The sequence below is a fragment of the Chitinophaga sp. Ak27 genome (genome assembly GCF_012726295.1).
In the GTDB taxonomy this organism is placed as follows: domain Bacteria; phylum Bacteroidota; class Bacteroidia; order Chitinophagales; family Chitinophagaceae; genus Chitinophaga.
On record NZ_JABAOB010000003.1, the window covers coordinates 416,435 to 431,126 of the forward strand.

Annotated in this window: 18 protein-coding genes; 14 read left to right on the plus strand and 4 right to left on the minus strand. The window is 45.9% G+C overall.

Annotation, left to right across the window (positions count from 1 at the left end; genetic code table 11):
• Window positions 1-95 precede the first annotated feature (95 nt).
• From HGH90_RS13185 to HGH90_RS13225, 9 genes are all read left to right on the plus strand, one after another.
• Window positions 96-926: an outer membrane protein assembly factor BamD gene (locus HGH90_RS13185; protein WP_168761879.1), complete on the plus strand. Its 831-nt coding sequence runs from the start codon at window positions 96-98 to the stop codon at window positions 924-926.
• Window positions 895-1,236, plus strand: a complete 342-nt coding sequence (locus HGH90_RS13190; RefSeq protein WP_142683742.1) for a DNA-directed RNA polymerase subunit omega — start codon at window positions 895-897, stop codon at window positions 1,234-1,236. Before HGH90_RS13185 ends, HGH90_RS13190 begins: the two co-directional genes overlap by 32 nt.
• A gap of 103 nt (window positions 1,237-1,339) precedes the next feature.
• On the plus strand, window positions 1,340-2,560 hold the full coding sequence (gene coaBC / locus HGH90_RS13195; RefSeq protein ID WP_248277004.1) for a bifunctional phosphopantothenoylcysteine decarboxylase/phosphopantothenate--cysteine ligase CoaBC: 1,221 nt from the start codon (window positions 1,340-1,342) through the stop codon (window positions 2,558-2,560).
• Window positions 2,553-3,482 carry a DUF4835 family protein gene (locus HGH90_RS13200; protein ID WP_169191291.1) on the plus strand — a complete coding sequence of 310 codons (930 nt, stop codon included), beginning with the start codon at window positions 2,553-2,555 and terminating at the stop codon, window positions 3,480-3,482. Before coaBC ends, HGH90_RS13200 begins: the two co-directional genes overlap by 8 nt.
• 44 nt (window positions 3,483-3,526) lie before the next feature.
• A complete protein-coding gene (locus HGH90_RS13205) occupies window positions 3,527-4,021 on the plus strand; it encodes a DUF4296 domain-containing protein (RefSeq protein WP_169191292.1) in 495 nt (164 codons plus the stop codon).
• 18 nt (window positions 4,022-4,039) lie between these two features.
• Window positions 4,040-4,732 carry a CoA transferase subunit A gene (locus HGH90_RS13210; protein WP_169191293.1) on the plus strand — a complete coding sequence of 231 codons (693 nt, stop codon included), beginning with the start codon at window positions 4,040-4,042 and terminating at the stop codon, window positions 4,730-4,732.
• A 36-nt stretch (window positions 4,733-4,768) separates the two neighbouring features.
• Window positions 4,769-5,425 (plus strand): 3-oxoacid CoA-transferase subunit B, encoded by a 657-nt coding sequence (locus tag HGH90_RS13215; protein ID WP_168761883.1) that lies wholly within the window; start codon window positions 4,769-4,771, stop codon window positions 5,423-5,425.
• Window positions 5,426-5,742: 317 nt separating this feature from the next.
• Complete coding sequence (locus HGH90_RS13220; protein WP_169191294.1) at window positions 5,743-6,582, plus strand: aminotransferase class IV; 840 nt, start codon at window positions 5,743-5,745, stop codon at window positions 6,580-6,582.
• A gap of 17 nt (window positions 6,583-6,599) precedes the next feature.
• Entirely contained in the window at window positions 6,600-7,904 is a 1,305-nt protein-coding gene (locus HGH90_RS13225; protein WP_169191295.1) for a cryptochrome/photolyase family protein, read from the plus strand.
• 89 nt (window positions 7,905-7,993) lie between these two features.
• Here the strand turns inward: HGH90_RS13225 and HGH90_RS13230 are convergent, their stop codons facing one another.
• Window positions 7,994-8,791, minus strand: coding sequence for a 1,4-dihydroxy-6-naphthoate synthase (locus HGH90_RS13230; protein WP_168761886.1), 798 nt, complete (start codon window positions 8,789-8,791; stop codon window positions 7,994-7,996).
• 24 nt (window positions 8,792-8,815) lie between these two features.
• The gene (mqnB, locus tag HGH90_RS13235; RefSeq protein ID WP_168761887.1) at window positions 8,816-9,487 is read right to left on the minus strand and encodes a futalosine hydrolase; all 672 of its coding nucleotides are present in this window, start codon (window positions 9,485-9,487) and stop codon (window positions 8,816-8,818) included.
• Window positions 9,488-9,601: 114 nt separating this feature from the next.
• Between mqnB and HGH90_RS13240 the strand changes: the two genes are divergently transcribed.
• The 3 genes from HGH90_RS13240 to fabD all read left to right on the plus strand — a co-directional run bounded on the left by HGH90_RS13240 (window position 9,602) and on the right by fabD (window position 11,715).
• Window positions 9,602-10,015 carry a 6-pyruvoyl trahydropterin synthase family protein gene (locus tag HGH90_RS13240; protein ID WP_145664653.1) on the plus strand — a complete coding sequence of 138 codons (414 nt, stop codon included), beginning with the start codon at window positions 9,602-9,604 and terminating at the stop codon, window positions 10,013-10,015.
• Window positions 10,016-10,066: 51 nt separating this feature from the next.
• Window positions 10,067-10,654: a GTP cyclohydrolase I FolE gene (gene folE, locus HGH90_RS13245; RefSeq protein ID WP_168761889.1), complete on the plus strand. Its 588-nt coding sequence runs from the start codon at window positions 10,067-10,069 to the stop codon at window positions 10,652-10,654.
• Between the two features lie 170 nt (window positions 10,655-10,824).
• Window positions 10,825-11,715: an ACP S-malonyltransferase gene (gene fabD, locus HGH90_RS13250; RefSeq protein WP_168761890.1), complete on the plus strand. Its 891-nt coding sequence runs from the start codon at window positions 10,825-10,827 to the stop codon at window positions 11,713-11,715.
• Window positions 11,716-11,819: 104 nt separating this feature from the next.
• Here the strand turns inward: fabD and HGH90_RS13255 are convergent, their stop codons facing one another.
• Both HGH90_RS13255 and HGH90_RS13260 read right to left on the minus strand, forming a co-directional pair.
• Window positions 11,820-12,671 (minus strand): GNAT family N-acetyltransferase, encoded by an 852-nt coding sequence (locus HGH90_RS13255; protein ID WP_168761891.1) that lies wholly within the window; start codon window positions 12,669-12,671, stop codon window positions 11,820-11,822.
• A gap of 73 nt (window positions 12,672-12,744) precedes the next feature.
• Window positions 12,745-13,212 carry a GNAT family N-acetyltransferase gene (locus HGH90_RS13260; RefSeq protein ID WP_168761892.1) on the minus strand — a complete coding sequence of 156 codons (468 nt, stop codon included), beginning with the start codon at window positions 13,210-13,212 and terminating at the stop codon, window positions 12,745-12,747.
• Between the two features lie 228 nt (window positions 13,213-13,440).
• Between HGH90_RS13260 and HGH90_RS13265 the strand changes: the two genes are divergently transcribed.
• Both HGH90_RS13265 and HGH90_RS13270 read left to right on the plus strand, forming a co-directional pair.
• Entirely contained in the window at window positions 13,441-13,932 is a 492-nt protein-coding gene (locus HGH90_RS13265; RefSeq protein ID WP_168761893.1) for a DinB family protein, read from the plus strand.
• A gap of 45 nt (window positions 13,933-13,977) precedes the next feature.
• Entirely contained in the window at window positions 13,978-14,673 is a 696-nt protein-coding gene (locus HGH90_RS13270) for an NUDIX hydrolase (RefSeq protein ID WP_168761894.1), read from the plus strand.
• Window positions 14,674-14,692 lie beyond the last annotated feature (19 nt).

Sequence of the window (14,692 nt, forward strand, 5' to 3'; positions counted from 1 at the left end):
TGGCCGATTTAATTCCCTCTTTTGCAAAATTTTAACAGCAATGAAAATCTCTCTGCCTTACATTTACATTTAATTCTTAATTTTGCCACTCTTTTATGCAGAAATTTTTATTGTACATCAGTGTTATTGCGCTTATCATCACCACCTCCTGTAATAACCAGTTACGGAGAATAGAGAAAAGCAACAACTTTGAGAAGAAGCTGGAATATGCCAACCAGTTATTCCAGAAGAAGAAATACAATACAGCAATTACACTCTATACGGACCTGGTACAAGTGTATAAGGGGACCGATAAGTTTGAGCCGATGTATTATAATTTCGCATACTGCTCTTATTATGTAAAGGATTATATTCAGGCAGCTTTCCAGTTTAAAAACTACCTGGACCTGTTCCCCAACAGCCCAAGAGCCGTGGAAATAGATTATATGCAGGCCTATTGCTATTATAAGCAGTCGCCCAAGGTATCCCTGGATCAAACCAATACCATGAAGGCCATTGCCGCTATGCAAACCTTCATCAATAATTATCCCACTGCGGAAAAAGTGGCCGAAGCCAATCTCGTGATCGAATTGTGCCGCCGCAAGCTGGAAAAGAAAGAATTTAACAGCGCCGAATTATATTATAACCTCGGCTTTTTCAAAGCAGCCGGTATTGCCTTCAAAAACCTGATGCGCAACTACCCCGACTCTGATAAAAGCGATGGATACAAAGTAATGGCTATCAGGGCTTATTACAATTATGCTAAGAACAGTATTCCGGAAAAACAGAAGGAACGCTATGCAACCGTGTTGGACGAATACCTGGACTTCGCGGATCACTACCCGAACAGCAAATTGAAGCCAGATGCCGAAAAATTTTATACCTTAGCACAAAACAACATAAAATCACTGGATAATGAGCAAATTAAAGCGAAGTCTAACCAGTAGCCTTAATCCCTGGGTAGAAACCAAAAATACTACCGACATTAAGAACAGAACTGGTAATTTATATGAGTCTATTGCCGTGATAGCCAAACGCGCCAATCAGATCAATATTTCCGTGAAAGAGGAGCTCCATTCCAAACTGGAAGAGTTTGCCAGCCATACGGACAACCTCGAGGAAGTGCACGAGAACAAAGAGCAGATCGAAATTTCCCGTTTTTACGAAAGATTGGCTAATCCGGCTATTCAGGCTACGCAGGAATTCCTGGACAACAAAATTTATTTCCGCAAGAACGATGACGATTTGTTCAGCTAATCCGCCACACATTATTTTGTGAGGTGCGCGATTGCGAAAAAGAAAAATATTAATTTCATGGCGGCAGAATGATTTCTGCCGCTTTTCGTTTTTGTATATGTCCATGGACGCTATTAACATGCTACAAGGAAAGAAAATCCTGCTGGGAGTGTCCGGCAGCATCGCTGCCTATAAGGCGGCTACCCTTACCCGGTTGCTGGTAAAGGAAGGCGCTATTGTAAAGGTGGTGATGACGCCCGCCGCTGCCGACTTTATCACCCCGCTTACCCTGGCTACCCTTTCCAAAAACGAGGTGCCCATAAATATCAGCGACCATAGCAGCTGGAATAACCATGTAACGCTGGGCCGCTGGGCGGATATAATGGTCGTAGCCCCCGCTTCCGCCAACACCATCGCTAAAATGGCTTCCGGCTTTTGTGATAACCTCTTACTGGCTGTATACCTCTCCGCTACCTGCCCGGTAATGTTTGCCCCTGCGATGGACGAGGACATGTGGCATCACCCGGCTACCCGCCGCAATGTGGATAAACTCGTCTCCTACGGAAATCAACAGATACCGGTCGCCGCCGGGGAACTGGCCAGTGGGCTCTTTGGAGAAGGCCGCATGGCCGAACCTGAACAGATAGTGGCCTGCCTGCAACAGCATTTTCAACAAAAAGTAACTGTAAATAAACCACTTGGCGGAAAAACAGCGATTGTTACCGCCGGTCCCACGATAGAACATATTGACCCGGTACGGTATATCAGCAACCATTCGAGCGGAAAAATGGGTATCGCTATTGCCGAAGCCCTGGCTGATGCCGGCGCCAACGTGCAACTGGTACTGGGGCCTACGCCCCAGCAAACCAACCACCCCGGTATTACCACTACCCGCATTCAAACAGCCCAGGAAATGTTTGAAGCTGTAACGGCCCGCTTTTCCCAGGCCGATATCGTAGTGGCCGCGGCAGCCGTGGCAGATTACCGCCCAGCTAACATAGCCGATAAAAAAATTAAGAAAGGAGAGGCGCAGTTGCATATTGACCTGGAAAAAACGCCCGACATCCTCCGTTCACTGGGAGATACCAAAACGCAACAGCTGCTGGTAGGCTTTTCACTGGAAACCAACAACGAAAAGGAGTATGCCCTCAAAAAACTCCGGGAAAAACACCTGGATATGATCGTGATGAACTCACTGGCCGATGCTGGTGCAGGCTTTAACTATGATACCAACAAAATAACCCTGTTTGATAAAAATGGCCGGGAACAAAGCTTTCCATTGAAATCTAAACAGGTCGTGGCGCAGGATATTGTTTCCGCTATAATAGAATTGCAACATGCATAAACGTTTCCCGTTACTTCTGCTGCTGGCTGGCGCATTGATCCTATACTGCCGCCGCCCCGCCCAGGCCCAGGAAATCAGGGCCAACGTATCTGTGGTAGCCGCCCAGGTACAAGGCGTAGACAAGAAAATATTTACTACCCTGCAAAATTCCATCAGGGAATTTCTCAACAACCGTCACTGGGCCAACGACGCATTTACCCCGGCCGAACGGATTGAATGCAATTTCCTGCTGAATGTAACCGGCACTATAGGCTCCGACACTTATAAGGCCAGTCTCACCATACAGGCCACCCGGCCCGTATACAATGCCAGTTACGTGACCAGTTTGATGAACATCCAGGACAACAGCGTTGTATTCCGGTACGTAGAGTTTCAACAGCTGGAGTTCAGCGATACCCGGATTGTAGGCAATGATCCGCTGTCATCAAATCTCACCGCTATCCTGGCCTATTATGTGAATATTATACTGGGACTGGATTATGACTCATTTTCTCCCCGTGGCGGTGACCCGTATTTTAAAAAGGCGCTGAATATTGTGAATAATGCGCCAGATGGGAAGGAAATCAGCGGCTGGAAAGCCTTTGAAGGGAATCGTAATCGTTACTGGCTGCAGGACAACCTGCTGAATGCCAAGTTCCTCCAGTTCCACGATGTGATGTACCAATACCACCGTCAGGGATTGGATGTAATGTACGATGATGTAGCCAAGGGACGTGCAGCGATACTGAATTGCCTGAATATGTTATATTCCATTCACCAGGATATTCCCAATTCTATGCTGATGCAGGTATTTTTTGCTGCAAAAGGGGAAGAATTACAGAAATTATTTGCGAAAGCAATGCCACAGGAAAGAAGCCGTGCAGCGGAGTTACTGTCCCAGATGGATGTACCCAATGCACAACGGTATCAACAGATGAAATAATGGCGGAAGGAAGCATATCTGCCTGCTAAAAGTGAAATGCGATAATGAAGAATATAATAAAATATATCCCCCTGGCTTTATTGGTGCTGTTTATATTTGCCTGCGGAGAGGGGGACAAAGTACCGGGTAAATATCTTTCGAAAGATAAAATGAGCAGCATTATGACAGATATGTCTATTGCAGATGCTTATAGTAATGAGCTGCAGGTACAGCAAAATACAACCTATTCTCCCAACTACGATTCTGTGAGACAGGAAAAGGTGAAGATCTATTATAAGCAGATACTTGATTTGCATAAAGTGACAGTGCATGAATTTATGGATAGTTACCGCTATTATGAATCGCATCCCAGCAGGTTGAAAGAGGTATTGGAGATGGTGCAGAATAATATTTCCAACAAGAAGCAAAAGCTGGGTAACCCGATAGAAGAAAATGCGCCGGTCCGCTATCGTTTGAAGAGTATTTTTCCTTATGCCGACAGTGTGATATTAGTTCCCAGGATGGACACGATGCGGCCCTTTGTTAAGCGGCAGCAATAATCTATAAAACACCAAAACATGAAGAAAGTAGTAGCTAATGCCGATGAAGCGATACAGGATATCCAGGATGGCGCAGTGCTGATGCTGGGAGGATTTGGTTTGTGTGGTATTCCGGAAAACTGTATTACTGCGTTGGTAAAGAAAGCCGTAAAAGGATTGACCTGTATTTCCAACAATGCAGGTGTTGATGACTTTGGCCTGGGGCTGTTATTGAAAACACGGCAAATCCGGAAAATGATGTCGTCTTATGTAGGCGAAAATGCAGAATTTGAGCGGCAGTTACTGGCCGGAGAGCTAGAAGTAGACCTGATTCCCCAGGGTACCCTGGCCACCCGGATCCAGATGGCAGGTATGGGTATTCCAGCCTTCTTTACACCTGCCGGTTATGGTACCGAAGTGGCGGAAGGTAAAGAAGTAAGGGTATTTAACGGAAAACCCCATTTGATGGAGCTGGCCCTGCATGCTGATTTCGCTATTGTGAAGGCCTGGAAGGGCGATACAATGGGTAACCTGGTATTCCGTAAAACTACGAGGAATTTCAGTTCCTCTATGGCCAGAGCCGGACAAATTACGATTGCAGAGGTAGAACACCTGGTACAGCCGGGAGAGCTGGACCCGGACAACATCCACGTACCGGGTATTTATGTGCACCGCATCTTCCGGGGCGGTAACTATGAAAAACGGATTGAACGCAGAACCGTTAAGATCTAGTTCATCAAATTTTCCACTCTTCAAATCTGAAATTTTATGTCGCTCGATAAATATGGTATCGCCAAAAGAATAGCGCAGGAGCTGCGGGACGGTATGTATGTTAACCTGGGTATTGGTATCCCAACACTCGTATCCAATTACATTCCGGCAGGAGTGTCTATTATGCTGCAATCAGAAAACGGCATACTGGGCATGGGGCCTTACCCGGCAGCAGAAGATATAGATGCAGACCTGATCAATGCCGGTAAGGAAACTGTTACCTTATTGCCGGGTGGAAGTTTTTTTGATTCTTCCGAGAGCTTCGGCATGATCCGCGCGGGGAAAGTAGACCTCACCGTACTAGGTGCAATGGAAGTTGCTGATAACGGTGATATTGCCAACTGGAAAATCCCGGGAAAGATGGTAAAGGGAATGGGGGGCGCCATGGACCTGGTAGCATCGGCACGTAATATTATCGTAGCCATGATGCATACCAATCCTAAGGGAGAAAGTAAATTACTGCCCCAGTGTACGCTGCCATTAACCGGTGTGAACTGTGTAAAGAAGGTTGTAACAGAGCTAGCTGTACTGGATGTTACTCCTGACGGCTTTAAGCTGCTGGAGCGTGCACCTGGTGTGAGTGTGGACGAAATTCGTGCTAAAACAGCCGGCAGATTAATTATAACAGGTGAAATTCCCGAGATGAAAATCTGACAGGAGAATTGCGTATATACGTTACCGTGCCCCTGCGCCTTTATAGGAAGCAGGGGCACTTTATTTTACGAAGTGGCCATTTTTATACTAAATGTTAAATATGAATGTTTGTGGCTTTATATATCTAAAAGATCGATATAATTTAATTCTTCATGCCGGATAAACCGGATAAAGATGTTGGGAAAGAAATGTATGGTACTGTTTGTATCAGATATTTTGTATCTCCATACATATTTTCCTGAAATAAAATCCGGAAATCTCAAAGTTCAAAAATCGCCAAATTAGTGGTAACTTTCACCTTGCTAAAATAGTTCGAGGTGCAAGTTGGATTTCTTTGTTATAATGGTAAATATATTCCTGCGGCAGACCCGATTTTTACTGCGGACAATCGTTCCTTCAGATATGGGGATGGTTTCTTTGAAACGCTGAAAGTATACCAGGGCCATGTATTACTGGCCGATCTCCATTTTGAACGACTGCTCGCCAGTTTACACTTGTTACACTTCGACATTCCTGCTAATTTTACCAAGGCATTTTTTGTTAAGCAGATCACTGACCTCTGCGCTAAAAACAACGTGTCGCACCTGGCACGCGTACGGCTAGCTATATTCCGCTCTGACGGCGGTTTATACGACCCCGTCAATAATTTGCCCAACTATATTATCCAATGCTGGGAACTAAGTAAATCAGTATTGGAGTTAAATCAAAATGGCCTGGTAATAGACATTTTCCCGGATGTGAAAAAGAGTTGCGACAAGCTCTCTTCCATCAAATCTAACAACTGCCTGCCTTATGTAATGGCGGCTATGTACGCCAAACAACACCGGCTGAATGAAGCGATCCTGCTGAACCAGTATGGCCGTGTGGCAGACAGCACCATCGCCAATGTATTCATTGTTCGGAACAAAGTGTTGTATACACCGCCTACTTCTGAAGGAGGCGTATGTGGCGTCATGCGTAAATACCTGTTGCAAACAGAATTGCCCTTTAAAGTGGAAGAGCGCGCATTGGATATTGATGACCTGGAAATGGCAGACGAAATCTTCCTGACCAATGCCATTTATGGCATTCGATGGGTAGGCGTTTTCCGCGACAGCAGCTATGGCAACGCCACCGCTGCTATCTTACATGAAGTACTGCATGAAGGAATGTTGTAGCTAAATCACCTGTTTGCATGAAGCCTGAAGTAAGTTTATGCTGGTTCCGCCGTGACCTGCGGCTGGATGACCAGGCCGCATTTTATTATGCATTACGCTCCGGAAAACCGGTGGTGCCTGTATTCATATTTGATACGAATATATTGGATGACCTGGAATACAAACAGGATCAGCGCTTACAGTTTATTTACCAGGCATTGGAAGATATGCAACGGAAACTGGTACCCAATGGCGCCTCCCTGGATATCTTTTACGGTACGCCCGCCGCTGCTTTTGCGCACTGGACCCATCGGTATAATGTAACCGCAGTATATACCAATCATGACTACGAACCTTACGCGAAAGAGCGCGACGCCTTGGTGGCAAAGGAGCTCCGCGAAAAAGGCATCTCCTTTCATAGCTATAAAGACCAGGTGATCCTCGACCGGAATGAGGTATTGAAAGATAACGGGGAGCCATATACGATATTTACGCCGTACAGCCGGAAGTGGCACGATACGTTAACTGCCTTTCATTTGAAGCCTTATCCCTGCCACCGTTATATCAGGCAATTATACCAGCAACCGGCGTTGCGGTTTCCTTCCCTGGAGGAAATGGGTTTTGTGGCAGGAGACACACATTTCCCAGCAAACGTATTGCCGGAAGCGCTGATCCGCGGGTACGACAAAACGCGCGACTTTCCTGCTGTGGCGGGCACTTCCAGGATAGGTGTTCATTTGCGTTTTGGAACTGTTAGCATCCGTGCGCTGATGCACCTGGCTTTACAACTCAACGATACTTTTGCCAAAGAGCTGATATGGCGGGAGTTTTATCAGATGATACTCTGGCATTTTCCGCATGTTGTAGGGCATTCGTTTAAGAAGGAATACGATAAGATTCATTGGCGTAATAATGAACAGGAATTTGAGCGCTGGTGTAAAGGCGAAACAGGCTATCCTATTGTGGATGCAGGTATGCGTGAACTCAATGCTACCGGTTACATGCACAACCGTGTACGCATGATTACCGCGAGTTTTTTAACGAAGCATTTATTGATAGACTGGCGCTGGGGAGAAGCATATTTTGCGGCTAAATTATTAGACTACGATTTAGCCGCCAACAATGGAGGCTGGCAATGGGCGGCTGGTTCAGGCTGCGATGCCGCTCCTTATTTCAGGGTATTTAATCCCACTTTACAAACGCAAAAATTTGATAAAGACCTGCAATATATACGTAAGTGGGTGCCGGAATTTGAAGCACTTACTTATGTGAAGCCGATCGTATCACATGAGGTAGCAAGGAAGCGGGCATTGGAAGTATACGGGAAAGCGCTGAAACCCTAGAAAGCAAAGCGGAGATCGATGATCCCCGCTTGCTGTAGATGGTTGTTATTATAGTAACACTGATTTGAATTTTATTGAAAAAGGCTGGTTTAAGAACGGATTTTTTCCGCTGCCTGCATCAGTGCAGTCACGGCTGCCTTCCCCTCCTGGCCTAAGTCCAGGCTAAAGTCATTTACATACAGATCGATATGCTGACGCATTACCTGTTCATCCATCTCCTGGGCATGTGATTTTACATAGTCGGAGAGCTGTGGATAAGTGGTGTAGCTATTTTGCAAACTTTGGTGAATAAGTTGATCGAGTTGGTGGCGGATCGCTTCCGGCACATCTTTCCGGATAAAGATGCCACCCAGCGGGATAGGATTGCCGGTAGTCTGCTCCCAGAATTCGCCCATGTCCATAAGTTTTACCAGGCCTTTCAGTTGGTAGGTAAAGCGGTTTTCGTGGATGATTACGCCGGCATCTACATCGCCATTTAATACGGCATTTTCGATTTCGGAGAATACCATGATCTTTTTATTTTTCGCCTCGGGGAATGCGATGGAGAACAGGAGATTAGCGGTAGTATTTTCCCCCGGAATGGCAATGCGCAGGTTTTTGATCTCTTCTCTCGGGATGTCGTTCCTGGCAATGAGTAAAGGGCCGCAACCGCGTCCCAGTGCACTACCGCTGTTGAGCAGATCGTATTGATCTTTTACTTTAAGGTATACAGCAAAGCTCAGTTTCGTAATGGCTAGTTTACCCTGTAAAGCCCAGTTGTTGAGTGTTTCCACATCTTCGAGGTGGGTGTCGAAGGTAAAATCTTTTGTATCTATTTTTTTATTCACCAATGCGTCAAAGATGAAGGTATCATTTGGGCAGGGTGAAAATCCTAGCGATAAATGCATATGCTCCAAAATTTTATTTGCTTGTTATTGAATGCCGGCCAGTGTTTTCACAGTTTGCACGAGCTCTTCGTTTAATGTTTTCACGGCCAGCGGTATTTTCCATTTGCTTTTATCCCGGATTGCTACCTGGTTGGAAATGCTCCGCAGCTGCAGGAAAGGTACGTTTTCCATCAGGCAGGCATAGTGGAAGGCGGCGCCTTCCATGCTTTCTATGTCTGGCGAATAGCGTTGTTCCAGTCGCTGTATAGTGGGTAGGCTACCGCTGACCAGGTTGACTGTAACGCCGGTAGCGGTGGGCAGGTTGGGCTTCCAGGGGAGCCCGGAAAAGGTATTGACCAGGCCGGTGCCGGTAAAGGGCGCCTGGGAGGGCTGCCAGAGTTGTATATCAAATAAATCTTTAAACTGATCATTATCTTCTGCGCCCAGGTCGGCCAGGTATTCCTGACGGATGAGCACTACCTGTCCTAATTGCCAGTGGGGGCCAAAAGCACCGCCAATGCCTGCCTGGAGGGCGATATCGGGTTTGTGATTGGCCAGGTGCCTGCCGAGGTGGAAAGCGGTGTGCATCATGCCAATGCCGGCGATGAGTACGTCGACTTCACAATGAGCGGCAGATAAAGTTGGGCGGTGTTGGTCCAGGAACTGTAAAAATGGCTGTATTTCCAGTGTGGTAGCCGCTGTTACCAGTAATTTCATGGGGTAAAAGTACGGCAAAAATGAGAGCTTCCCATGTAAAACAATTGACAGGAATTAGGATAAATTGGCCTTACTCACTTAATAGTGGTATTTTTGCAAAAATTTTTTGCAATAATGATTTATTTAACGCGCGTAGAGAACTTCAATGCAGCGCATAAGTTATCTAACCCGGGCTGGAGCAAAGAGAAGAACGAGGAAGTTTTTGGTAAATGTGCCAACGAAAACTGGCATGGTCATAATTACGAATTACACGTCACTATAAAAGGTAATCCAGACCCGGACACCGGGTTTGTATTTAATGCCAAGACTTTAGGAGTAATTATCCGGGATGCTGTTATTGAGAAGATTGATCATCGGAATCTCAACATGGATGTAGATTTTATGGCAGGTAAATTTACTTCCGCCGAAAACCTGTCTATTGCTATCTGGGATCAGTTGGCCAAACATCTGCCGGCAGAAGTGCAATTACATTGTATCAAGTTGTATGAGACCCCTCGCATATACGTAGAATACTACGGAGGAAAATAGTGGAAACGGATACGTATATGCCGCCTTGGAATTTATTAAAATCATATAAGAATGGCGTATAATAAGATTGAAACTTACGATGATAAGATCACGTCCGGTCTTGTAGAGAATTATAGGGAATGCCTGCAGTTATTGGGAGAAGATCCTGATCGGGAAGGCTTGCAAAAAACACCGGAGCGCATGGCTAAGGCGATGCAGGTGCTTACACAGGGGTATCAGTTAGATGCCAAAGCAATATTGGAAGGCGCCCGGTTTACCGAAGCATATAGTGAAATGGTGATTGTAAAGGATATAGAATTGTATTCTATGTGTGAACACCACATGTTGCCTTTTTTCGGAAAGGCGCATGTAGCCTATATTCCCAACGGATATATTACCGGCCTGAGTAAAATAGCCAGGGTCGTGGACGTATTTGCCCGCCGCCTGCAGGTACAGGAGCGCTTAACACACCAGATCCTGGATGCTATCCAGGAAACACTGGAGCCACAAGGCGTGGCTGTAGTAATCGAAGCCCAGCATCTCTGTATGATGATGCGGGGGGTACAAAAGCAAAACTCTGTTACCACTACTTCCGCCTTCAGCGGACAATTTGAGAACGGTACTACCAGGGCCGAATTCCTCAAGCTGATAGGCAGATAAGAAAGCATTATACCTATTTTAGGGACGCTCAGATTTTATTTTTGGGATAGCGCTGCTACGCAGTGCTACCAGGAAAGATGAAATTTGAGGGTCCCTAAATAATTTATAATTCTTTTACTTGTATATTTGGAAAATTTTAATTTGATAAGCTAAAACTATAATATCTCCACATGAAGCATGCTTACGTATTTCCCGGACAAGGTTCCCAGTTTCCGGGCATGGGCAAAAACCTGTATGACACCAATGCAAAAGCAAAAGAACTTTTTGAGCAGGCCAATAGCATCTTAGGATTCCGCATTTCTGATATCATGTTTACCGGTACAGAAGAAGATCTGAAACAAACCAATGTTACCCAGCCTGCTGTATTCCTGCATGCAGTAATTGCCTTTTTGTGCACCGAACATTCACAGCCCGAAATGGTGGCCGGCCACTCCCTCGGCGAGTTTTCCGCACTCGTAGCCAATGGCGTATTGTCGTTTGAAGCAGCCCTGAAACTGGTAGCTATCCGCGCCAATGCCATGCAGAAAGCATGTGAACTGCAACCTTCCACCATGGCTGCCGTACTGGCCCTGGCAGATGAAAAAGTAGAAGAGATTTGTGCTGCTGTTACCGCCGAAACCGGCGAAATAGTAGTGCCAGCCAATTATAACTGTCCCGGACAACTAGTTATTTCAGGCAGCCTCAAAGGCGTAGAAATTGCCTGTGAAAGAATGAAGGCTGCCGGCGCTAAGAGAGCGTTGATTTTACCGGTAGGTGGCGCATTCCACTCCCCGCTGATGGCGCCCGCCAAAGAAGAGCTGAAAGCAGCCATCGAAACTACTGCCTTTAACACGCCTTCCTGCCCCGTATATCAGAACGTGGCTGCAGCAGCAGTAACTGATCCGGCACAGATCAAACAAAACCTCATTGATCAGCTGACCGGCGCGGTAAAATGGACACAGTCTGTACAGGCCATGGTAGCGGATGGTGCGAAAGAGTTTACGGAAGTTGGTCCTGGTAAAGTATTACAGGGATTGATCCAGAAGATTAACAAAGACACCGTGGTAAACGGTATTAACTAAGCTGAAAGCATAAAGCGAAAAGCAAAAAGCTATTGTGAAGATTGCACTAAGCGAATTTTAAATACTCGCCAGTTCTTCTTCACAATAGCTTTTTGCTTTTCGGTTTATGCTTTTAGCTTCAATACCATTTCATATTGCGACAGGTATTGTTCCAGGCCTGCACGTTCCAGGAATAGCCGTATTTCCGGGAAGTTTTCATCAATATTAATGATGGTAAAGGGGCCGTCGAGACTGGCGGCTGCATATTGAAGCAGGGTACTGCCCACGCCCTGTCGGCGAAAGTGGGGATGTACCGCTATATTACGGATCCGGCGCGTATCACGGTGAACACTGATATAGCCAACTGTTTCTCCGCTTATCGCCGCTTCCCAGGTGGTGGTAAACGGTGCTTCCCTGAGCAGGGTACTCACGGAATTAGACCAGGTGGGTTCCATATCCATAAATGTTGTCAGCAGTGACCAGTCGGGAGTTTTATTTTCTTTTACAGAGATGCCTGCCGGGATTTTACCGATGCGGATATTACCCTTATAGGCATTGATCGTTCTTATTTTCTCAAAGCCGGTACTGCTATAGGCTTTGATAGCCGGGATATTACTGCTGATCACTTCCAGTATAATTTTCTCAATACCCTGTTGTTGGTAACGGGGTAGGAAATGATCATACATTTGCTGCACAAGACGTTGCCCGCGATAAGCGGGAATAACCCCCGTACCGCCATTATACAGCATAGTAGGATGCAGGTGGTTGTCTGGTGCATGTAAAATAAATCCTCCCAGCTCATGGCCGGCAAAGGCGCCTATGGAATAATCCATATGCAGGTTTTCGCCCTGTATTTTTTGTTCCATGATGGAAGGAGTAAGATGCAGGGGGACTATATAATCGCTGAATGCAGTATTGAAGGTGTCGCAAAGCGCAGGGGTAGTGACTTGTTGTAATGTTCTGAAATTAATCGTCATAACAGAGTGGGTATATCCTCAATATTAGCAAGGATGGAGGATATACCCTTATAGAATTATATGAGCGGAAAAATTATCGCAATTCGATGGCTACATTTATCCATTCCGGGTCGAATTTGTTCGTGTAATTCTTATAGAAATTGATAGCGGGTGTATTCCATTCCAGCACCTGGAAGGTAATGCCACTGAATTGTTTTTCCTGCGCTTCCAATATCAGCTGGTCAAAGAGTAATTTGCCCAATCCCTTGCCACGCCATTCGCGGGTAACAATAATATCTTCCAGGTACATACGGCATCCTTTCCAGGTTGAATAGCGGATATAGTATAACGCCATGCCATGGATCACTTCCCGGCCTTCGACTATCGAGGTGGCCACAAATGCTTTCCATACGGGATGGGCCCCAAAGCCCGATTCTTCAAAATGGACCATGCTGACAGTGACTTCTTCCGATGCTTTTTCATATTCCGCCAGTTCGCGGATTAGCTCCATCAGGCGAGGGCAATCTTCTTTTCGTGCAACCCTTAACGTTATATCTTCCATAGCTGTAAAATATTATGCCGGTGAACCAGCGCTTTGTTTTAATATACCGGGTGCAAAATAATCAAAAAAATTGTGGAGATCCCCTGGCTTCCACTATAGGCATTGCGTGAATTACCTGACCCTTTGCCGGGCGGCAGGAAGCTTGGCAAAATATCATATACTAAAATGACAAACAATATTGTAATTTGGAAGGTGTTTACCTGGGCGTGACTATTAATCTCTTTTAACATGAAAAATTTGCTTGTGCATTTGGCTGCGTATAATCATTGGGCTAATCAGCAGCTGGTGAAGGGATTAGGGAAGCTAACAACGGAGCAATTGGACCGGGAGCTGGGAGGACGTTTTTCTACCCTGCGGAAAGCAGTTTACCACTTATGGTCAGAGGAAAGTTGCTGGTACCAGCGTTTACAGCTGGTAGAAAAGACCACTGATCCTACAACCGGCTTTGAGGGCTCTTTTGCAGCGGCCTGCGCGGCCTGGCTAAAGCAATCAGCATTACTGGAGGAGTGGGTAACAAAAGCGCCCCAGGTGCGATTGAACCATACGATTGCCTATACGCTCAAAAAGAGTGAGCATTACAAGATAGCCGTGGAGGATGCCATTGTCCAGGTATGTACCAATAGTACCTTTTACCGTGGTCAACTCGTATATATGTTAGCGCAGTTGGGTATTCACCGGTTACCGGCTGTGGAATACAGCCGTTTTAAGCCTAAAAAGTAGGCTGTTTTATTATTTTTACCGATCTTTTGCTTTTAAAGTTCCATTATGAATGCTGCCTCCTTTTATGCGAAGGCTCCCAGGCACCTGGTAGCAGTAGATTGTATCATCTTCGGCTTTGATGAAGGCCGGTTGAAATTGCTGATCATGCAACGTAAAGTAGCCCCTATGGCGGGTGAATGGTCGTTGGTGGGTGGTTTTGTGCAGGAAGAAGAGAGCACGGATGATGCAGCAGCACGTGTATTGGAGCATACTACCGGACTTAATGACATTTATATGAACCAGCTGCATTGCTATGGCGATGTAGCCCGTGATACCGGTGCCCGGGTAATTTCAGTGGCCTATTATGCCCTGATTCGCATTACGAATCACGATAAACCGCTGGCCAGGGAGCATGGCGCCCACTGGCTGGAATTACATGAAATCCCCGACCTGATTTTTGATCATGGAAAGATGATCGAAGATGCGCTGACAGCACTGCGTAATAATGCCCAGTTCCATCCTATTGGCTTTGAACTGCTGCCGGAAAAATTTACCCTCTCCCAGCTCAGGTGCCTGTATGAAGAAATTTACCGGAAAACGCTGGATAAGCGCAATTTCCGCAAGAAAATCCTCTCCCTGGATGTAATGGAAAAACTGGATGAAAAAGACAAAACCTCTTCCAAGAAAGGAGCACACCTGTATCGCTTTGATCCTGAAAAATATGAAGCGCTGAAACGTAAAGGACTGGTCTTTGAGATCTAGTTTGTAAAATGAACAAAAT